Source organism: Methylicorpusculum sp., assembly GCF_030651835.1.
Taxonomy (GTDB): Bacteria; Pseudomonadota; Gammaproteobacteria; order Methylococcales; family Methylomonadaceae; genus Methylicorpusculum.
The window spans coordinates 1-19,218 of sequence record NZ_JAUSBX010000110.1; the positions used below are offsets into that span (position 1 = coordinate 1).

Genomic DNA, 19,218 nt, shown 5'->3' on the forward strand with positions numbered 1-19,218 from the left:
CAGCAATTCTCAATTTAAAACCATAGCTTGTATAATGTTTAATTTTTGCAACCTGCACGGAAGCTTATGGCCAGTCCCTTTCATCCCTCAACGAAACCGGCACCCTTTACAGCGCGCTCATTGATTGACAAAACCCGCGCCGCATTTAGCAGCCTGCCGGACAGCCGAAAAACCGCCACCAGCAACAACCTGAAATATGCCGTTGAAGATGCCGCGTTAAGCGCATTTTCCGTATTTTTTACTCAAAGTCCCTCGTTTTTAGATTACCAGGTGCGCATGCAAAAAACCTATGGGAAAAATAATGCGCAATCGCTGTTTGGTGTGCACTCAATTCCCAGTATGAATCAAGCCCGGAACATTCTCGACCCGATTCCACCGCAGCTGGTCTATCCGGTGTTCGCGGACATTAGCGAGGGGCTCCATCAAAACGGTTATTTAGATCCTTTCCGCCGCACCGGCAACACCCTGCTCATCGCATTGGATGGCACTGACTTTTTTTCCTCGGAGAAAATCGCCTGCCCACAGTGCACGCGGCAAACGATGAAGAACGGCAAAATCCTGCATCGGCATACCGCCGTGACGCCGGTCATCGTGGCGCCGGGGCAAACGCAGGTCGTGCCCTTGCCGCCTGAGTTTGTGCACCCGCAAGACGGCCAGGAGAAGCAAGACTGCGAACTGGCAGCGGCCAAGCGTTGGCTGGATGCTTGGGGCGCGCGGTATGCCCCGTGGGGTGCCACCTTGCTCGGCGACGACCTGTATTGTCATCACGACTTTTGCCAAAGGGCCATCGAGCAGGGCTTTCATCTCCTGCTGGTCTGCAAACCGGATTCCCATTCCGCGTTATACGATTGGCTCGCCGATTTTGAACGTACCGGCCAGGTGCGGGTCGTGGAACGCAAGCGCTGGAACGGTAAACGGCACATCACCGAGCATTATCGTTACATGCCTCACTTGCCGCTACGTAACAGCGACGACACCTTAATGCTCAATTGGTGCGAATTGACGGAAACCGACGAAAACGGCAAACAGCTCTACCGCAATGCCTGGGTGACGACCCATGACATCGACGATGAGACGGTCATCGACATCGCCGCCTCAGGCCGGTGCCGTTGGAAAATTGAAAACGAAAACAATAACGTGCTCAAAAACCACGGCTATCATTTCGACCATAACTTCGGTCACGGCCAACACCATTTAGCGAATTTGATGGCCACCCTGGTGCTACTCGCCTATTTGCTTCATACCACGCTGGATTGGGTCGATGCTTATTACCGTGCCGTGCGCGGCTTGCTACCCTCACGGCGGACTTTTTTTGAACATCTTCGCGCTTTAATGCAGTATCTTCCATTCGATGACTGGGATCATTTGATGCGGTTTATGCTGAAAGGACTCAACGGCACAATTCCTGACTCCGGGTAGGGTTTTAAAATGAGAATTGCTGCACAAGGCGCCATTGTTACCTGGGGCGGTGCTTATGCCATTTTGCCTTATGTATATCAGGGATCTGGCGAGCATTTTCATTGGCGGGTTCCTCAGCAAATGATAGACGGACTGGCTTTGGGCGAAACCACGCAGGGGCCACTGATCATGGTAGTCGCCATTGTCGAATTTGTAGCGCGATGGTCTAAAGGGCTATTTGGTCCAAGTCACATGCAGGAAAAATTTGAGCTAACCTCCTAACCCATCATGATATTGAGCAGTTTAGGATTATTGGTTGGCGGACGATTGTGCCGCAAGGCGCTTGCCTAAAATGGCTATTCCGCTGTAAAAAAACGAGCGATTTAGTGCTAAAAAAGACTCCCCCAATAGGCAAGAGTCTTTTTTTTGGCCAAACACCAGCGAAAGACTAATGCCTGTGACTGCAAGTTACGACCCTAGATAAAGCGCTAATCAAATTCGAAACCGAGCCGAATTAATTCACTTTATTTACAAAACGCATACCGCAGCTATGTGAACGGACTGATCATCTATGGAGCTGAAATTGCCGCTCGCACAGAACAATTCTGGTGCTCTATTAAACATGCCGCGCGCATCAAAAACTTGCACAGCCGCTATCAAAAATTTATTGATTATGGCGATGCCGAAACTTATCGAGCTAAAATTCAGACTATCCGGAACGACTTTAAAGATTTAAAGTAACAAATCTAATCTGTTCGACAGACCTCGTTAACTTTAACCCGAAAATCTGGAACGATCTTATGCCAACACGTGATCTTGAATCCTGGATGTGGGCGGAAGCCTGTGCAATGATAGATAGGGCAGACCGCTTGCACCGCCAGTTCTTTAGGCCCAGCACTATGAAGTCCAGACCGCCTTCGTGGGAACCACCGGTCGACATTTATGAAACGCAGTATGAATTCAAGATCATGATCGCCCTCCCCGGCGTTAATCCGGAACTGGTAAAAGTCGTGCTAGAAAAAGACCACCTAGTAGTGAGTGGCAAACGCCATTTGCCGGTCAGTGCTGAGACTGACATACGAAGACTGGAAATCCCTTACGGCCGATTTGAACGCATTATTGACCTGCCTGCCGGACATTTTGAAATCGGAAACCGCGATTTTTTAAACGGTTGTCTATTGATATCACTACGAAAAATATAAAGGAATCCTATGACCATCCAGGACCTTAAAAAACTGTTGCCGGGTACGAAATCGGCATCAGAAAATGCCCTATCGAAAACATCGCCTGAAGATTCCCCGCAGGTGCCCCAACTTCCTGACGATGCACTCATCATTGTGCCGGTCCGCGCCACGGTTCTTTTTCCTCAAGTGGTTATGCCTCTGGTGATTGGCCGTAAACTCTCCATAGAAGCCTTGCAGCAGGCAATCCGTCTGGAAAAGCCGATCGGTTTATTGATGCAGCGCGATAACAATGACATAGACCCAAAACCGGATGATCTTTATCCAACCGGGACTGTGGCGGAAATATTACGCTACATCGCTATTCCTGACGGCACGCATCACGTTGCATGCCAAGGTACTCAGCGCTTTCGCGTCAAGGCATTCATACCGGATTATCCTTTTCTGGCCGCTCACGTTGAACTCTATGAAGAACCTGAAGTCAGTTCGCGGGATATTGACGCACGCGTCATTACGGTCAAAGAAAAGGCCATAGAAGTGCTCAATCTGACACGGCAATCGGCTATTGAAGTGGTCAATGCCATTCAGTCAATGGCCAACCCGTCCCTCTTGGCCGATTTAATTGCCAGTTATCTGATTGAAAAAGCCGAAGAAAAGCAGGAAATCCTGGCATTGTTTGATATTCAGCAACGCTTCGACAAAATTCTGGAATTACTAAATTACCGTATTGAGGTATTAAAACTCTCGAATCAGATCAATGAGCAAACCCAGGAAAGCATGGGCCAAAAGCAACGCGAGTTTATGTTGCGCGAACAAATGAGGGCCATCCAGAAAGAATTGGGCGAAGGCGAGGAAAATACCGCCGAAATTGAAGAAATCAGTAAGGCCATCACTGCCGCCAACATGCCTGAAGAAGCTGAGAAACAAGCGCGTAAGGAACTGAGCCGTTTGCAGCATATGTCAGATGCCAGCGGCGAATATTCAATGGTGCGCACTTATCTTGACTGGCTAACCGAATTGCCCTGGTCAAAAGCCAGTCCGGGCGTCATTGATATTGCCAAAGCAAGAGATATTCTTAATGCCGATCATTATGGCTTGGATAAAATCAAACAACGCATCCTGGAGTTCCTGGCGGTTCGCAAGTTAAACCCCAACGGCAAAAGTCCGATTCTCTGTTTTACAGGACCTCCCGGCGTGGGTAAAACATCATTGGGCCGCAGTATCGCCAGGGCGAGTGGCCGCGAATTTGTCCGGACCAGTCTCGGCGGCGTCCATGATGAAGCCGAAATAAGAGGCCACCGCCGTACCTATATCGGCGCATTACCGGGTACTATCATTCAATCCATTCGCAAAGCGGGTACCAATAATCCGGTATTTATGCTGGATGAAATGGATAAACTCGGCTCAGGTATTCAGGGGGATCCGTCTTCGGCTTTACTGGAAGTCCTTGATCCCGAACAAAACTCAACGTTCCGCGATAATTATCTGGGTGTTGTGTTTGACCTGAGCCATGTCATGTTTATCGGCACCGCCAACGTTCTGGATAACATCCCTATCCCGTTACGCGATCGCATGGAAGTGATCGAATTAACCGGTTATACCCTGGACGAAAAGGCCCAAATAGCGCGGCGTTACCTGGTGGGTAGACAACTGGAAACGAACGGTCTGACAGCCAAGCAATGCAGCATCAGCGATGCTGCGATAGAAACCATCATCCAGGACTACACCCGTGAAGCCGGCTGCAGAAACCTGGAACGCGAGATCGGCACCATATTTCGTCGGGTGGCGATGCGTATCGCCGAAGGGCTTGTGCTTACTGAAAGTATTGAAACTGAACATATTTCAGCAATACTAGGACCCAAAAAATATGACAGCGAAGTTGCGATGCGCACCAGTGTTCCTGGCGTTGCAACGGGTCTGGCCTGGACACCCGTGGGAGGTGACATCCTGTTTATTGAAGCCACAAAAGTGCCCGGCAGCGGCAAACTCATTCTCACCGGCCAGCTCGGCGACGTCATGAAAGAAAGCGCCCAAGCCGCGTTAAGTCTGGTCAAAGCGCACGCAACCACGCTGAATTTAAATCCGGACATTTTCGAAAAAAACGACATTCATGTCCACGTGCCGGCCGGCGCCATTCCCAAAGACGGCCCCAGCGCCGGAGTTGCCATGTTTACCGCACTTTACTCTGCACTTTCCGATCGCATTGTTCAAAGTGATATAGCCATGACCGGAGAAATCAGTCTGCGCGGTCTGGTGCTTCCTGTCGGCGGCATCAAAGAAAAAGTCATTGCAGCAGCCAGAGCCGGTATCAAAACCGTCATGCTTCCCGCACGTAACCAACGCGATTTCGAAGAAATACCTGAAGCGGTCAGAAATCAGCTGAATTTTGTCTGGCTGGAAAAAGTCGATGACGCCTTGAAAAGCATCGAAAGTTAACCTGCTTTATAACCCTTGGCTGATTTCGGCTTAAATTTAGCACCCAGTCCAACCGACTAACGCATTACCGTAACTGCAAAGCCAATTACGCTTTAGTCTTCATGAATGCGGTGTCTATTGGCGATAAGGTGATTCCTTCTAGTTTCTGCTGAGTAGGCATTAATACTGGATTTGACACTGTTCAACCGGGTCTTCGGGTAGTATCATTTATCCTGTCTATCCGGCATGAACTCTTCACATTTCAAGCACTTCGAATGAGGCGGTTATGAACGACGCAAGAGGAACAAACGAAGCGCCTAAGCCTAGATCGTTTTTCGACGATAAAATCCTGCATCTGCAAGGGCTCGTTGGCAACTTGAGCAGCCGTCTTCAGAACGGGCGACTAAAAAGCGATGACGACAAACAGATCATTGAAAATTTCGTTGATACTGTAAACGGCAAGATGCGGGCGGTGCAGGGCTACTCTGAAAAATTAGAACACTCTGTTTGCGGCATTTACCAACACATTCTCCAGGTTGCAGCAGAGATTCCATCTACGATTGACATAAATCAGGATTCGTTTCGAACTGACCCGCTCATTAACTCGTTATTCGTTAACATCGATGATATCAAAAGACTGTTTGAAACCAGTCCCGAAATAAGCACCTATTTACGCGTCAATTCACAGCAGCAGGTTCCGGTCGTTTATGCCTTGTTAACGGCTTGCAAAAGTGAAAAATCGATGCTGGGCTCAGGCATGGTAGGCGATATGCTGGTTCGCGACATATCACAGCAGGCAGTTAATTTTTCTTCACATAAACTGCTTACGCCTTGCGCCGACGGGGAAGAATTGAACTCGGCATTAAAGAAGTATTTATTTGATCACTTAGTCGCTCTTATCAAGCAAGAGATGTCATTACGGATTGCCGCTCAAGCCCTCAATCCTGGCGATAATTCTTTCGAGTCGCGGGTTAAGAGCCTTGCCAATCCGGATGTCTATTTGATGACTCTACTGGAACTTCTGGAAAACCCTGTCAACCTGCTACGGATCGAAAAAACCCATTACAAGCTCAATAAACTGGGCATCAAAATAGCCGGCGATGATAGTCAATGCGCCAATGAGTTTGACGTCTATGAACTGACCTGGAGCAACAACACGCGAAACGTTGTACTTCAAATTGCTTATACGCTTTAAACCAAGTATTGGATATCCTGTTTCCTCAGTAAAGGATATTATTTGTATCACGGCAATAAAGCACAGCCATCATCTGAATTCATAGGTAGCTGTCATGAAATGGCCGAATTTCGTTTCTACGGAACGTTCAATGATTTTTTCCGTAGGGACGGCGTAAGCAGAAGGTGCCATATCGTTTTAGCGGTCGTCCCGGGATTAAAGATCCGATAGAAATTTTCGGCGTGCCTCACACTGAAGTCGACCTTATTATTGTCGATGACGAGGCGGTAGGATTCGATTATCAACTGCGAGCAAACGACCGCGTTGCTGTTTATCCGGCTTTCAAAAACCTGGACATCAGCCCCTTGCTTAAATTGCGAGAAAAGACTTCGGCTAATCCCCCCTTCATTGTGGACGTGAATCTGGGCAAACTTGCCAAAAACGCTAGAATACACATAGTGGCCTAACAAAGTGAAGGCATGGGCCAAAAATGTGGACTGGAGAATTGACTATCAAATAATCAGTGGCAATTTAGCGGATAAGGAGATAAGCACTTCGATTTATAAGGAAGAAAAATTTTCTGACCATGCACCACTCACCATGGACTATAACATTAGCATTGATCACCAGCAGGACGCATCCTCATCAAGACAAGCGACAATACTATAGCGGGCACACCAACCGCCGCTGCATAGCCAAAAAACACAAAATAACCGTACCGTTCAACGACTATCCCGGAAAAACCGCCTAATAATTGAGCCGGCAGCGTCATTAATGAGCTGAATAAAGCGTACTGTGTCGCGGTATAAAGCTTGCTGGTCAAGCCTGAAAGATAAGCAATAAAAATAGAAGTCGCCATGCCGCCGCTTAAATTATCGGCACTTACTACGCTGGCGAGCAACACCAGACTCGGTTCTGTCGCCGCAAGAACAGCAAATAACAAATTAGTCATTGCCACCATAACCGCACCTAACAATAATGCGCGCATGATACCCAATTTGACCACCAGCACCCCCCCCAGAGAGGCGCCGGCAATCGTCATGAAAAAGCCAAAAATCTTGCTGACATCAGCAATCTCTTTTTTGGTAAAGCCCAAATCCAGATAAAAAGGATTCGCCATCACACCCATCGTAATATCGCTCATTTTATACAGCGCGATGAGCATCAGAATAAAAATAGAGCGTTTTCCATTCCTAACAAAAAACTCAACGAATGGACTTAGCACGATATCCTTGAGCCAACGCAAAAAAAGCGACAGCCCTTTTTCCTGAGCGTTATCTTGTCCAAGCAAGCCTAAAGACAAATGGCGCTCGATCAAGATGTGATCAGGCTCGTTGATTGACAGCGTGGCAATGACACCAACCAACATGGTGCCGGCCATGACATCATAAGCGATGCTCCAATTGAAATAGTTGGCCAGGTAAAAAGCACCTGCACCCGCAACCAGCAAAGCAATCCGGTAACCCAATACATAAGTGGCCGCCATTGCGCCCTGATACTCAGCAACAGCCGCTTCAATCCGATAAGCATCGATCACGATATCTTGTGTTGCTGAGCAAAAAGCCACCCATACGGCAAGCAAAGCTATCAATTCCAATTGAGTCTTGACATCAAGACCGCCCATGACAAATAAACCTAAAGCAATGCCCAACTGTGCAAGCAGCATCCATGAGCGTCTTTTGCCAAGCCATCGAGATAACAAAGGAAGCGCCAGCCTATCGACAACCGGAGCCCAAAAGACTTTTATGGAATAGGTCACCCCTATCCAGCTAAAAAAACCAATCACAGAGAGCTCAACGCCCTCATCCCTTAACCAGGCAGACAGCGTTGAAAACACCAAAAGAAAGGGAAGACCGGCAGAAAAGCCGAGAAAAATCATGCCCAGCACTTGCGGCTGGACATAAATGAGGAAAGCATCACGCCAGGTTTTAGCCGCCGTCATCTATCGACCGCGGCTAAAACAACTACGGGCGTTATTCAAACAAGCAATCATCCATTAACCAGATAATGAGTAAAAATACTTGCTGCATACCCTGCCGCAATAACCGGAGTCCACTTCAAGTGACTGAAGAACGTGTACTTATGTTGCGACTGCCCCATTAAAGCAACACCTGCAGCAGAACCAATCGATAACATTGAACCGCCCACACCTGCCGTCAAGGTGACTAACAGCCATTGATAAAGATCCATATCCAGACTCATGTTCAAGACAGCAAACATAACAGGAATATTATCGACGATAGCTGAAATGATACCGACCAGAATGTTAGCTGTAGTAAAGCCCAGTCCGTCATACATGGCTGCTGACAGCAGTTCCAGATAGCCTATATAGCCTAATCCGCCAACCGCAAAAACAACACCAAAGAAGAACAATAAAGTATCCCACTCCGCATCACGCACTTGGTTAAATATATCGAACTGGTTGTTTTCATCAGCTCTGTAAAGTGTTGTTATACGGAAACCATAAAGCATCAACACGGACATACCCACCATCATGCCCATGAAAGGAGGCAAATGCAGGAATTGCTTGAAACTTACTGCTGACGCAATCGTCAGAAAAAACAACACACAAACTTGTATTGCGCCTGGTTTTAATACAACAGCAGCTTCATCAGAAGCATCTGGTTGCTCATCCGGAACAGCAAAATACATAAATGCTGCAGGTACTACATAATTAACCACTGACGGAATGAACAATTTGAAAAAATCAAAGAACTCAGCATATCCGGCTTGCCAAACCATCAACGTTGTTATATCGCCAAAAGGACAAAATGCCCCACCAGCATTAGCTGCAACAACCAAATTGACAAAACCTATGCTGACGAATTTAGCATTGTTAGCACCTACAGCCAATACTACAGCGCCAACGAGAAGCGCGGAGGTCAGATTGTCGGCTACCGAGGAGAGAAAGAACGTAATGATGCCGGTGATCCAGAACAACTTGCGATAACCGAATTGTTTGCGAACCATCCAGGAGCGAAGCGCTTCAAAGACGTTCCTTTCGGCCATGGCATTGATATAGGTCATTGCAACCAAAAGAAACAGCATCAACTCTGCATATTCTTTCAAGTTGTACTCAAAAGCCTCATGCAACGCTTCAGTGGAAACACCTGCTGAAGTGGCTAAAACCGCTGCGTGAGCCCAGATAATACCCGCTGCAAGAATAACCGGCTTTGATTTTTTCATGCCGGTAAACTCTTCAGCCATCACAAAACCATATGCAATGACAAATATGATGACTGTATAAATACCCCGCTCAGTCCCTGTTAATTTCAAACTCTCAAAACCTGAAGCAAGTGCCAACTCCGGCAAGACCAGAATCAATAACACCAATAAAAAACGCACCAAAATAACCCCCTAATTTTTTTAATTAATTTACGCAAAACGATTCTTTTATTTAAGTCGGAATATTATAACCATATAATAAACTTTGTCATTTTAAGACTCGCAGTATATTATTTTCAATTGACCTCACCTTTGCCAAATAGGCTTATTAGCTTAACCTCCTTATGTATCAGTACAATCAAGACGATCAAACTCTCATCAATGAGCGCGTAGCTCAATTTAGAAGTCAAACCGAACGTTTTTTAAAGGGCGAACTCGACGCAGACCAGTTTCGAGCTTTAAGACTCATGAACGGTTTGTACATCCAGATTCACGCCCCCATGCTGCGTGTCGCTATTCCTTATGGATTACTGTCCTCTACACAATTGCGCAAACTAGCCCATATTGCCCGAAAATACGATAAAGGCTATTGTCATTTTACAACACGACAAAACGTGCAATACAACTGGCCAAAACTTGAAGAAGTGCCGGATATTTTGGCAGAACTCGCCGAAGTTCAGATGCATGCCATTCAAACCAGCGGCAACTGCATGAGAAACACTACGTCTGACCACTTGGCAGGCATTTGCAAGGATGAAATCGAGGACCCCCGGCCCTATTGCGAAATTATCCGCCAATGGACAACGTTGCACCCCGAGTTTGCCTACCTTCCCCGCAAATTTAAAATTGCGGTCAGCGGGGCCTTACATGACCGGGCGGCCACTCAGTTTCACGATATCGGCTTGCATCTGGTTAAAAATGAACAAGGTGAAACCGGCTTTAAGGTTTTCGTCGGCGGTGGTTTGGGCCGGACTCCGGTCATCGGCCAAGTGATAAGGCCTTATTTGGAAAAAAGACATCTTTTATCCTATCTGGAAGCGATTCTTCGTATTTATAATTTGTTTGGCAGACGCGATAACAAATACAAAGCGCGTATCAAGATTCTGGTCAAAGAAGAAGGATTGGAAAAATTTAAGTCACTGGTTGATGAAGAATGGCATCACATCAAGGACGGAATGGAATTGAGCGATGAGCGTATCCACGAGATGCAAGCTCATTTTGTACTCCCTCACTATGACAACAGTGCATCTATCGACTCTACTTTTCCCAACCACCTGGAATCGGATAATGCTTTTGCAACGTGGGTTAAACACAATACTGTTGAACATAAAGTCCCCGGCTACAGGGCTGCTTTTGTCTCGTTAAAAGCGCCTGATGAACCGCCGGGAGACATTACCGACAGCCAACTGGAAGTGGTTGCCGATCTTGCCGATCGCTTCAGCTTTGGAGAAGTTCGCAGCACCCATCGGCAAAACCTGGTGTTTGCCGATGTGAAACAGGCTGACTTGTTCGACTTATGGCAACAATTGAACAAAACCAAAATGGCGACGCCGAACATAGGAACAGCGACTGATATCATTTGCTGCCCGGGTCTGGACTTTTGTTCTTTGGCGAACGCAGGCTCAATCGGCATTACCCGTGAAATCAATGAAACCCTTGATAACCTTGATTATCTGCACGACCTGGGCGACATCAAAATCAATATTTCCGGCTGCATGAACGGCTGCGCTCATCAGAGCGTGGGACATATCGGCATACTCGGTGTCGATAAAAAAGGTGAAGAGTGGTATCAGATTACACTGGGCGGCTCGTCTGAAAACGAGGCGGCCATTGGCGATAGACTTGGGCCATCTGTGCCGAAGGATCAAATTGCACAAGCTGTTGCCGCCATTTTGGACGTCTACGTCAAAAACCGTATCGAAGACGAGTCTTTTTTAGACATGGTAAAAAGAGCAGGGTTAACTCCATTTAAAAAACAAGTTTATGCAAATCATTAAAGATAGAAATATTATTGAAGACAGCTGGCAATTTATCGCAGACGAGCACCCCTTATTGCCTGGAGATTGCACAGTTACACTGGAGCGCTGGCTAAAAGAAAAAGAACAGCTGCTGCGTCATGATGGAAAGGTCGGCGTTCGAATCGAATCGACCGATAATCTGGAAATCTTATCCGGCGACTTGGCATTGATTCCATTAGTCGAAGTCAATTTCGTCATATTTTCGGACGGCCGCGCATTCAGCAAAGCCTGGCTACTCAAGAATCGATATCAATTCACTGGAGAAATTCGTGCGGTGGGAAATTTTTTGGCCGACCAGATTTTCTACCTTAGCCGTTCCGGGTTCAACGCCTTTAATTTTGAAGGCAACCAGAACCTGACTCTGGCGCTTTCGATGTTGAACGATTTTTCAGTGAGCTACCAAAAACCGGCCAATCAGTTTTAATATTTTGCCGGATTGACTGTTAAATAATCCTTTTTTAACTCTGCACGTAACAGGCTGTTACTGCAGAGTTATCGCAAGCAACCGCTTGTGTCGCTTTAGTCACTAAAACATTACCATCTAATCAACATCAAACATGACTGACAGCCGACCAGCTGACAATATGGGGCAGAGTAACTTGCATGGTTAATTCGGCTATCAACTCATCCATGTGGACCGGCTCGCCGTAAAACTCCACAACCAACGGCAAATCCATCGCCAGAGTGACCAATGAGGCTGTACGCAAAACACCATCCTCACCAAATCCGGCTATGCCCTGAAAAACGGTCGCTCCTTTCGCCTTGCTATTTTCTTGAAGCATTTTCAAAATTTTGTCCAGAAGATGCTCGCCCTCGCGTAAATAGATTCGCACTACTGTGATAGTTTGAGTTGCCATAACCAATTTCCCATTAAAATACCCAACCACACCGCCGCCACGCCGAATAACGCATTGATAACGAACAAACTCAATAAGCCGTGAAATTCTAAGCGAGGTTCGGATAACTTAAAAACCAACAACAGGGTCGATGAAATAGTCACCACACCTAATGTAAGAATCAAAATGACCGCCCGGACTTCCAGCGTCCAATCAAGGCGGTGATGCAGCCATTCTGCCAAGCTGGAAATTAAAAAAGCGGCAATCAATGCTAACCCCAGATCAACATAAGGCAAGCCCTGACCCACCCACGGATAAAGGGCCGTCGTAAACATCTGCCGACCCAATATCATTCCGTACCAGACTGCGACCAGACATAACAAGGTGCTAAGAAACACATTCAAGCCGGCCTTAAGCAAACTGCCGGCTTCAAACAAATTGATGGTTTCCAGCGCAAATGTTGAAAACGTCGTATAAGCCCCCAGAAAACCCACTAGAATGGCCGCACGGTATTCCAACGCAATGGAAAAGCGCTGAAGCATAAGCACCGACAAAAAACCCATCAGAAACGAGCCGGTTACATTAACAAACAAAGTTCCGTGAGGAAAACCCCGACCCAACCAGGCATAAATCCCATTAGCGACCAGAAAGCGCATTACTGCACCGACGGAACCGCCCAAAGCAATTGCTATTAATTGATTCATGAGTGTCCACTCAGTATGTTAAGCAAAATCTGAAATGTAGGGTTGTCTCATCAGTCCCTAGCCAAACCGGTTCATCAGACCACAGACCTCACCATCAACACAGCCCCTGATATCGCCAGGAAGCCGGCAAAGATGCGTCGATACTTTTCCCGATCAATCTGAGCATAAAGCACCTCGTCACTAAACATAAACACCAGCACACCGACAATAGCATAAATTCCGCTTTGATTAATCGACAAATCAGCCTGCTGATTGCTAAACAGAGCCAGTGTCAATAACTGAATCAAGGCAAAGGTACAATAAGACGCGGCTACCGTCACGCGCGCGACATCTTTCTGATAGTTCTTATGATGGACCATTGCAGTCAATAATGAACCACCCAAATTACTGACGCCGTGAACAATACCCATGACCATAAAATAAGCCTTTTCATACTTCATCATGCTATCAATGAAACTGGCGACAGAAGGTAAAAATTCCTTAAAAGCAATGACTAGCAAAAAAACCCCCATCAACAAACTGATATTGATGCGAGCATGGGTCACCAAAAATAAAAACACGGCGATAAACGGCAAAGTCAATATTGCTATATTCCGGTAAAACGCAAAATCAATCTGAGTACGATCTTTGAGGATTTGCAGCAGGTTAATCGCGATTGAAATTGGGAGCAAAATAGTTAATACATCAACGAATTCATACCCAAAGAGAAGTAATAACGGCGTTCCAAACAGCAAAACACCTGCGCCAAACACGGACTGGATAATGGACGTTGCCACTACCGTGAGCATGACTTCAACAGGCATGAAGTTCTCCCTATAATTTTGATGAATAGAATATATTGACAACACTCTCAGAGCATTATCAATACAAATAACTTTCCTGCATTATAACGAGACAGTCTTTTATATCAACCTTAGCTAAAGGCACAAGTAACTTGAACTGGAGTTGAGTGCGGTAAAAAATGATGAAAAAAAAACCCGGCCACCATAAGGCAGACCGGGCTTTTCGTAGGCTTTTAAACTTTATTTATTTCTTCAAGATAGAAATACCTTTCAACAACATCAATGCTTCATGCAATGGATAATCGGTTATCGCAAGATCTTTTTTCTCTGCATTTTCCTGAGTTATTGACAGTTCCCCCTTGTTTTTGCCGCCATTTTTTAAATGCCGAGATAAATCAGCTTCTTTAACAGGCTTAAAGTCAGGCGCTTCTACGGTTTCCAGCTTTATACGATCCAATTGAATGTCCGGCTCAATGCCTTCTGCCTGAATGGAACGTCCGGATGGCGTATAGTAACGCGCTGTGGTCAACTTGACGGCACCACCATTACTGGTAGGCAGAATGGTTTGAACGGAACCTTTTCCAAACGATTTATCACCCATGATGACTGCACGCTTATGGTCTTGAAGTGCACCGGCCACAATTTCTGAAGCCGAAGCGGAACCGGAATTGATTAATACCACCATTGGAGCACCTTCAAGTAAATCGTCAGGAGCAGCATTGAAACGCATTTCTGAATTTTCAATGCGGCCTTCGGTGTAGACAATCAAACCTTTCTCCAGGAAAATATCGCTGACTTCAACAGCCGCGTTCAGAACACCACCCGGATTATTTCTTAAATCCAGGACAAGGCCTCTGAGTTTACCGTTATTTTCCTTGCTTAGCTCTTCCAAAGCTTTTCTTAATCCCTCTCCTGTTCCCGACTGAAAGCTACTGATTCTTACGTAGCCATAATTCTTTTCAAGCAAGCGGTTTTTTACACTTTTAACTTTGATGATATCCCGCATGATGCTAATCTTCAACGGCGCTTCTTCGCCCTCTCTGACTATGGTCAGCAAAATACTGCTGCCGGGCTCTCCCCGCATTAACTTAACGGCATCACCTAATGCCATGCCCTTAACAGGCTGTTCATCCAATCTGACAATTAAGTCTCCGGCTTTAACTCCGGCTCTTTGAGCAGGCGTATCGTCAATAGGGGATACGACTTTAACAAAGCCATTCTCCATCGTGACTTCAATTCCCAATCCGCCAAATTGGCCGGTCGTTCCTTCCTGCAGTTCCTTATATTGATCAACTGTCAAATAATCAGAATGAGGATCCAGCCCACTTAACATGCCTCGTATGGCATGCTCTAATAATTGCTTATCAGAAACAGTCTCTACATAATCCCGTTTGATCCTCCCAAAAATTTCCGTAAAAGTGCGTAAATCCTCGAAAGGCAAAACACTCGTATCCTCAGCCCCATTTTCAACGCTCTCGCGCTCAGCAAGTACGTTACCGCCCACACTGACAAATAAGCCCAGAATAAATCCCAAAAACAATACCAATACACTATTTTTCTTAAGCATGGACATTAAAACTCCAACCACCTGATTTTCCAAAAAATTAATAATTTAGCCCACTTCGCCGGGTTCCGGCTGCTTGCACCACAATAACGGATCAACCGGTTTACCTTGCTCTCGAACGCCAAAATAGAGTCCGGGCTGATCTCTTCCACCGCTTTTGCCTACTGCGGCGATCACTTCGCCCGCCTTAACCTGGTCGCCTACCGATTTATACAAACTTTGGTTAAAAGCATAGAGCGTCATATAGCCATCGTTGTGGTCTATAATAATGAGTAATCCATACCCCCTGAGCCAATCCGCAAAAACCACGCGCCCATTGGAAACCGCTTTCAACTCGGTTCCTTCACTAGCTTCAATCAATACCCCGTCCCATCGGCTATCCATCCGCTGGCTTCCGAATTTTTGAACGATCTGGCCTTCTACCGGCCAAGGCAGATTACCTTTTAGTTTCTCGAAAGGCTGATCCGAAGACAGGTCAAAAACACTTTTTATCACTTCCTTGAAATTGAATCGCTGAAGTCCGGCAACCACTTTCTGTAACCGTTGCTCCCCTTCCTGCAACTGACTTAATTTGGCTTGTGTTGAAGAATAATCTTTTTCCAATAAAGCCAATAACTCTTTTCTTTTGGCCTGAGTGTCAACCAGCAATTTTTGTTGAGCTTCGTTAACCTTAAGATTTTGCTCCAAAATCTCAGTGTCCTTGACCTGTTCGAGCTCTAGAGCGGTTAATCGGGACTGTGCTTCTAAAATGTAATCAAGCTTTGCCAGCCTATCTTTGTTCAGGTAATCATAGTAAACAAGAATACGGCTGGATAGAGCAGGGTCCTGCTGATTAAGCATGAGCTTGAGCTTATCTTTTTTCCCCATCGCATAAGCCGCTTTTATCTGAACTTCCAGAGCCTTTTTTTGCTCGCTGATGTCCGCACTCAGCGTAGAAGTTTCGTCTTTGACTTTACGCAATTTTTGCTGCTTTTCAGCAATTTGTTTCTCCATCGCCTTAAGAGAGACAACCGTTATCCCATATTGCTTTTCAATCTCGGCCAGTTCAGACATTAACGCGGTCTGCTGTTCCTGATTGTCCGTGAGGGTTTTATTAGCCTGACTGATCTCGCTTTGAATACGGATTAATTCGTCGGCGGTTTTATCCGTCCCTGCCTGAACTAATGCCATGCAGAGCAGATAAAGAATCCCTGAGAGTAAATTACGCCCCATCTGCTGCCTATTTTGCTCCCAGCAAAGAACGCCCAGTCATTTCAAGCGGTTGAGGCACACCCAATATTTCCAGCATGGTTGGTGCTAAATCTGATAAGCCGCCGCCTTCAACAAGAGGTTTATCGCCTAAAACATAAACCAGAGGCACCAAATTGGTTGTATGCGCTGTATGAGGTTGTCCGGATTGTTCATCACTCATTTGCTCGATATTGCCATGATCTGCCGTCACCAGCATCTGGCCACCCGCCGATTTCAGTGCCTCAACAATTCTCTGCAGAGATTTATCGATAGTTTCCACTGCAATAATTGCCGCATCAAGTATGCCAGTATGACCTACCATATCGCAATTTGCGTAATTGCAAATGATCACATCATATTTTTGCCCCAGTATGGCTTCCACCAATTGATCGGTCACTTCTTCCGCGCTCATTTCAGGTTGAAGATCATAAGTCCTGACTTTCGGGGAAGGCACTAATATTCTGTCTTCGCCAGGAAACGGTTCATCGGTGCCGCCATTAAGAAAAAAGGTGACATGCGCATATTTTTCAGTTTCGGCCAAGCGTAATTGAGTCAACCCTGACTTTGAAAGCGTTTCACCCAGACCGTTTTTTACTTCAAGCGAAGGATAGGCAACGGGATAATTAAATTTTTCATGGTACTCGGTTAATGTGACATAAGAGCCTTTATGCGGCAGGAAATCCCGTTCAAAACCATTGAAGTCTTCATCGGTAATCGCCTGTGAAATTTCGCGCGCTCTATCCGCACGAAAGTTCATAAAAACAATGGAGTCCTCCTGATCCAAAGGCACCCCTTGCTGATGCTGATCCACAATAACGGTAGGCAGGACGAATTCGTCTGTTTCTCCTCGATCATAAGCAGCTTGAAGAGCCTCTTTTGCAGTAACCGCTTGATGACTCGCTTTGGCATTCACGATTAAGTCACAGGCTTCTTTGACCCGCTCCCAACGTTTATCTCTGTCCATTGCATAAAAACGGCCCACAATGGAAGCAATCCGCCCCACACCCAATTCGTTGAATTTTTCTTCAATCAGCTTAAGCGAATCCATAGCGCTTTGCGGTGGCACATCCCTGCCATCCAGAATGGCATGTAAATAAATGTTTCTGAGTCCTCGTTTTGCGGCAAGTTCAAGCATGGCTATAATTTGCAATTCGTGACTGTGAACACCACCCGGTGACAACAAGCCCATCACATGAAGCGCTTTATTCTTGGCAATCGCCTGATCCACTGCACCACACAAGGCCGGATTTTCAAAAAAACTACCGTCCTCTATGGCATCGTTGACTCTGGAAAGATCCTGAGGCACATACCTTCCACTACCTATATGCAGGTGACCCACTTCTGAATTACCCATTTGATCAGCAGGCAATCCTACGACACGACCGGAACAATTGATCAAGGTCATGGGGTATTCCTCGATCAGAGAATCCCAGCAGGGAGTATTGGCCAATGCTATCGCATTGTTATCTGTTTCCTGCCTGTAACCAAATCCATCGAGGATCAATAATAAAAGCGGCTTCGGTCGAATTTTCATATTTTTTCATCTCCGATTGATAAAACAAAAAAAGTAGGGGCGACAGAATTATGAAATCCTTTCCCAAAGCGTATATTATAAGTGTATTGCTTAAAAAGCATTGAAATTAGTAAGTCGTTTTGTTAAATTCGCAGACCATTTGCACTCAAAGCACGTCAAATTCTGGCTCTTCGATTCCTGATTTATTCAGGATAAGTAAGAATGCAGGGAGTTTGTAATCGGTACTTAGTATTGGGCGCAGCATATTTTGTGATTCTAGCGAATTAAGCGTCCTGGCTGACATTATATTAATACACGTAACTTGCCGCTGTGCAAAAAAATTCTGAGCCTCTTTTTTGGCAACCCTCGCAAACCCAAATCAGTTAACATGGACAAAGACAACGAACACATTGATTACAACGACGCAGACATCGCCAGGGCGGCCCGCTGCTTAAAAGCCATGTCGCACCCACTAAGACTTAAGATACTGTGTGTTCTAGGCAATAACGCTATCAGCGTCCAAGATATTGTTGAGCAGGTTGGCACCAGCCAAAGCAATATTTCGCAACATCTGGCCATCCTCAGAGAAAAAAACATTCTTGGCTCAAAAAAAGAAGCTAACCGGGTTTTTTACTTTATCGATGATGAACGGATGCTCAAACTCATTAAAATGATGCGCGATGTTTTCTGTTCGCACTGATTTTTTCACATTTTTTCTAACTAATTTTTTGTAAATCCATGGAACGTTTAATAGAGTTTGTCCTAAACCATTACTTGCTATCCCTCGCTTTGGCGGTTGTTACTTTTTTATTGATTCAAGATCTGTTTGAAAGCTTTACCAATAATTTCAAGTCGCTATCCCCAATGCTGGCAATCGTTAAAATGAACAGCCAAGGCGCGACAATCCTGGATGTTCGAGAACCTGCCGAATTTTCAAAAGGTCATATAGAAGATGCCATCAATATTCCAGCAGGCAAAATTGAAGAACAAATCAGTCAACTTTCAGGAAGCAAATCCTCCCCCGTCATTGTGGTTTGCCAAACCGGAACACGTTCTGTTCCCGCTTGCAGAACACTGACAAAAGCAGGCTTCACAGATATCTACACTATCACCGGCGGCATGCAATCCTGGGAAGACAACAAACTCCCAATCAAAGCAGGCAAAAAACAAAAAGCTTAACCCAGGACTCGCATCCCAAAACGGTCTCCCTTAATCTAACCTTACATTAATCAAATAAG

At 45.9% G+C, this 19,218-nt stretch carries 18 protein-coding genes and 1 pseudogene; 11 read left to right on the plus strand and 8 right to left on the minus strand.

Annotation, left to right across the window (positions count from 1 at the left end):
• Window positions 1–120 precede the first annotated feature (120 nt).
• From Q7V32_RS14270 to Q7V32_RS14300, 7 genes and pseudogenes are all read left to right on the plus strand, one after another.
• Entirely contained in the window at window positions 121–1,419 is a 1,299-nt protein-coding gene (locus tag Q7V32_RS14270; RefSeq protein ID WP_304897656.1) for a transposase, read from the plus strand.
• A gap of 24 nt (window positions 1,420–1,443) precedes the next feature.
• Window positions 1,444–1,644 (plus strand): annotated as a pseudogene (locus Q7V32_RS14275) (chromate transporter); the annotation flags it as partial.
• Between the two features lie 306 nt (window positions 1,645–1,950).
• Entirely contained in the window at window positions 1,951–2,139 is a 189-nt protein-coding gene (locus Q7V32_RS14280) for a hypothetical protein (protein ID WP_304897657.1), read from the plus strand.
• A 59-nt stretch (window positions 2,140–2,198) separates the two neighbouring features.
• Window positions 2,199–2,600 carry an Hsp20/alpha crystallin family protein gene (locus Q7V32_RS14285; RefSeq protein ID WP_304897658.1) on the plus strand — a complete coding sequence of 134 codons (402 nt, stop codon included), beginning with the start codon at window positions 2,199–2,201 and terminating at the stop codon, window positions 2,598–2,600.
• Window positions 2,601–2,609: 9 nt separating this feature from the next.
• The gene (gene lon, locus Q7V32_RS14290; protein WP_304897659.1) at window positions 2,610–5,015 is read left to right on the plus strand and encodes an endopeptidase La; all 2,406 of its coding nucleotides are present in this window, start codon (window positions 2,610–2,612) and stop codon (window positions 5,013–5,015) included.
• A 265-nt stretch (window positions 5,016–5,280) separates the two neighbouring features.
• A complete protein-coding gene (locus tag Q7V32_RS14295) occupies window positions 5,281–6,189 on the plus strand; it encodes a hypothetical protein (protein ID WP_304897660.1) in 909 nt (302 codons plus the stop codon).
• A 164-nt stretch (window positions 6,190–6,353) separates the two neighbouring features.
• Window positions 6,354–6,635 carry a hypothetical protein gene (locus Q7V32_RS14300; protein ID WP_304897661.1) on the plus strand — a complete coding sequence of 94 codons (282 nt, stop codon included), beginning with the start codon at window positions 6,354–6,356 and terminating at the stop codon, window positions 6,633–6,635.
• A gap of 146 nt (window positions 6,636–6,781) precedes the next feature.
• Here Q7V32_RS14300 and Q7V32_RS14305 read toward each other — a convergent pair whose 3' ends face one another.
• Both Q7V32_RS14305 and nhaD read right to left on the minus strand, forming a co-directional pair.
• Window positions 6,782–8,110, minus strand: a complete 1,329-nt coding sequence (locus Q7V32_RS14305) for an MFS transporter (protein ID WP_304897662.1) — start codon at window positions 8,108–8,110, stop codon at window positions 6,782–6,784.
• Between the two features lie 47 nt (window positions 8,111–8,157).
• Window positions 8,158–9,513 carry a sodium:proton antiporter NhaD gene (gene nhaD, locus Q7V32_RS14310; RefSeq protein ID WP_370691469.1) on the minus strand — a complete coding sequence of 452 codons (1,356 nt, stop codon included), beginning with the start codon at window positions 9,511–9,513 and terminating at the stop codon, window positions 8,158–8,160.
• A 164-nt stretch (window positions 9,514–9,677) separates the two neighbouring features.
• Between nhaD and Q7V32_RS14315 the strand changes: the two genes are divergently transcribed.
• Window positions 9,678–11,330: a nitrite/sulfite reductase gene (locus tag Q7V32_RS14315; RefSeq protein ID WP_304897664.1), complete on the plus strand. Its 1,653-nt coding sequence runs from the start codon at window positions 9,678–9,680 to the stop codon at window positions 11,328–11,330.
• Window positions 11,317–11,775, plus strand: a complete 459-nt coding sequence (locus Q7V32_RS14320) for a DUF934 domain-containing protein (RefSeq protein ID WP_304897665.1) — start codon at window positions 11,317–11,319, stop codon at window positions 11,773–11,775. The genes Q7V32_RS14315 and Q7V32_RS14320 overlap by 14 nt, the downstream gene beginning before the upstream one ends.
• Window positions 11,776–11,902: 127 nt before the next feature.
• Here the strand turns inward: Q7V32_RS14320 and Q7V32_RS14325 are convergent, their stop codons facing one another.
• The 6 genes from Q7V32_RS14325 to gpmI form a co-directional block, all read right to left on the minus strand.
• The gene (locus tag Q7V32_RS14325) at window positions 11,903–12,208 is read right to left on the minus strand and encodes a DUF190 domain-containing protein (RefSeq protein WP_304897666.1); all 306 of its coding nucleotides are present in this window, start codon (window positions 12,206–12,208) and stop codon (window positions 11,903–11,905) included.
• A complete protein-coding gene (gene crcB / locus Q7V32_RS20845; RefSeq protein WP_322273442.1) occupies window positions 12,184–12,891 on the minus strand; it encodes a fluoride efflux transporter CrcB in 708 nt (235 codons plus the stop codon). The genes Q7V32_RS14325 and crcB overlap by 25 nt, the downstream gene beginning before the upstream one ends.
• 74 nt (window positions 12,892–12,965) lie before the next feature.
• A complete protein-coding gene (locus Q7V32_RS14335; RefSeq protein ID WP_304897667.1) occupies window positions 12,966–13,694 on the minus strand; it encodes a TSUP family transporter in 729 nt (242 codons plus the stop codon).
• A gap of 223 nt (window positions 13,695–13,917) precedes the next feature.
• Window positions 13,918–15,240 carry a S41 family peptidase gene (locus Q7V32_RS14340; protein ID WP_304897668.1) on the minus strand — a complete coding sequence of 441 codons (1,323 nt, stop codon included), beginning with the start codon at window positions 15,238–15,240 and terminating at the stop codon, window positions 13,918–13,920.
• A 45-nt stretch (window positions 15,241–15,285) separates the two neighbouring features.
• The gene (locus Q7V32_RS14345; RefSeq protein ID WP_304897669.1) at window positions 15,286–16,449 is read right to left on the minus strand and encodes a murein hydrolase activator EnvC; all 1,164 of its coding nucleotides are present in this window, start codon (window positions 16,447–16,449) and stop codon (window positions 15,286–15,288) included.
• Between the two features lie 7 nt (window positions 16,450–16,456).
• The gene (gpmI, locus tag Q7V32_RS14350) at window positions 16,457–18,001 is read right to left on the minus strand and encodes a 2,3-bisphosphoglycerate-independent phosphoglycerate mutase (RefSeq protein ID WP_304897670.1); all 1,545 of its coding nucleotides are present in this window, start codon (window positions 17,999–18,001) and stop codon (window positions 16,457–16,459) included.
• Window positions 18,002–18,368: 367 nt separating this feature from the next.
• Here gpmI and Q7V32_RS14355 point away from each other — a divergent pair, with 367 nt between their 5' ends.
• Both Q7V32_RS14355 and Q7V32_RS14360 read left to right on the plus strand, forming a co-directional pair.
• Window positions 18,369–18,680 (plus strand): helix-turn-helix transcriptional regulator, encoded by a 312-nt coding sequence (locus Q7V32_RS14355; protein ID WP_159652264.1) that lies wholly within the window; start codon window positions 18,369–18,371, stop codon window positions 18,678–18,680.
• Window positions 18,681–18,718: 38 nt separating this feature from the next.
• Complete coding sequence (locus Q7V32_RS14360; protein WP_304897671.1) at window positions 18,719–19,159, plus strand: rhodanese-like domain-containing protein; 441 nt, start codon at window positions 18,719–18,721, stop codon at window positions 19,157–19,159.
• Window positions 19,160–19,218 lie beyond the last annotated feature (59 nt).

What these genes read in the sequence shown, in the direction of transcription:
- Q7V32_RS14285 (WP_304897658.1), top strand. Translation starts at nt 2,199, where the DNA reads ATGCCAACACGTGATCTTGAATCCTGGATGTGGGCGGAAGCCTGTGCA.
- lon (WP_304897659.1), top strand. Translation starts at nt 2,610, where the DNA reads ATGACCATCCAGGACCTTAAAAAACTGTTGCCGGGTACGAAATCGGCA.
- Q7V32_RS14295 (WP_304897660.1), top strand. Translation starts at nt 5,281, where the DNA reads ATGAACGACGCAAGAGGAACAAACGAAGCGCCTAAGCCTAGATCGTTT.
- Q7V32_RS14305 (WP_304897662.1), bottom strand. Translation starts at nt 8,110, where the DNA reads ATGACGGCGGCTAAAACCTGGCGTGATGCTTTCCTCATTTATGTCCAG.
- Q7V32_RS14315 (WP_304897664.1), top strand. Translation starts at nt 9,678, where the DNA reads ATGTATCAGTACAATCAAGACGATCAAACTCTCATCAATGAGCGCGTA.
- Q7V32_RS14320 (WP_304897665.1), top strand. Translation starts at nt 11,317, where the DNA reads ATGCAAATCATTAAAGATAGAAATATTATTGAAGACAGCTGGCAATTT.
- Q7V32_RS14325 (WP_304897666.1), bottom strand. Translation starts at nt 12,208, where the DNA reads ATGGCAACTCAAACTATCACAGTAGTGCGAATCTATTTACGCGAGGGC.
- crcB (WP_322273442.1), bottom strand. Translation starts at nt 12,891, where the DNA reads ATGAATCAATTAATAGCAATTGCTTTGGGCGGTTCCGTCGGTGCAGTA.
- Q7V32_RS14335 (WP_304897667.1), bottom strand. Translation starts at nt 13,694, where the DNA reads ATGCCTGTTGAAGTCATGCTCACGGTAGTGGCAACGTCCATTATCCAG.
- Q7V32_RS14340 (WP_304897668.1), bottom strand. Translation starts at nt 15,240, where the DNA reads ATGCTTAAGAAAAATAGTGTATTGGTATTGTTTTTGGGATTTATTCTG.
- Q7V32_RS14345 (WP_304897669.1), bottom strand. Translation starts at nt 16,449, where the DNA reads ATGGGGCGTAATTTACTCTCAGGGATTCTTTATCTGCTCTGCATGGCA.
- gpmI (WP_304897670.1), bottom strand. Translation starts at nt 18,001, where the DNA reads ATGAAAATTCGACCGAAGCCGCTTTTATTATTGATCCTCGATGGATTT.
- Q7V32_RS14355 (WP_159652264.1), top strand. Translation starts at nt 18,369, where the DNA reads ATGGACAAAGACAACGAACACATTGATTACAACGACGCAGACATCGCC.
- Q7V32_RS14360 (WP_304897671.1), top strand. Translation starts at nt 18,719, where the DNA reads ATGGAACGTTTAATAGAGTTTGTCCTAAACCATTACTTGCTATCCCTC.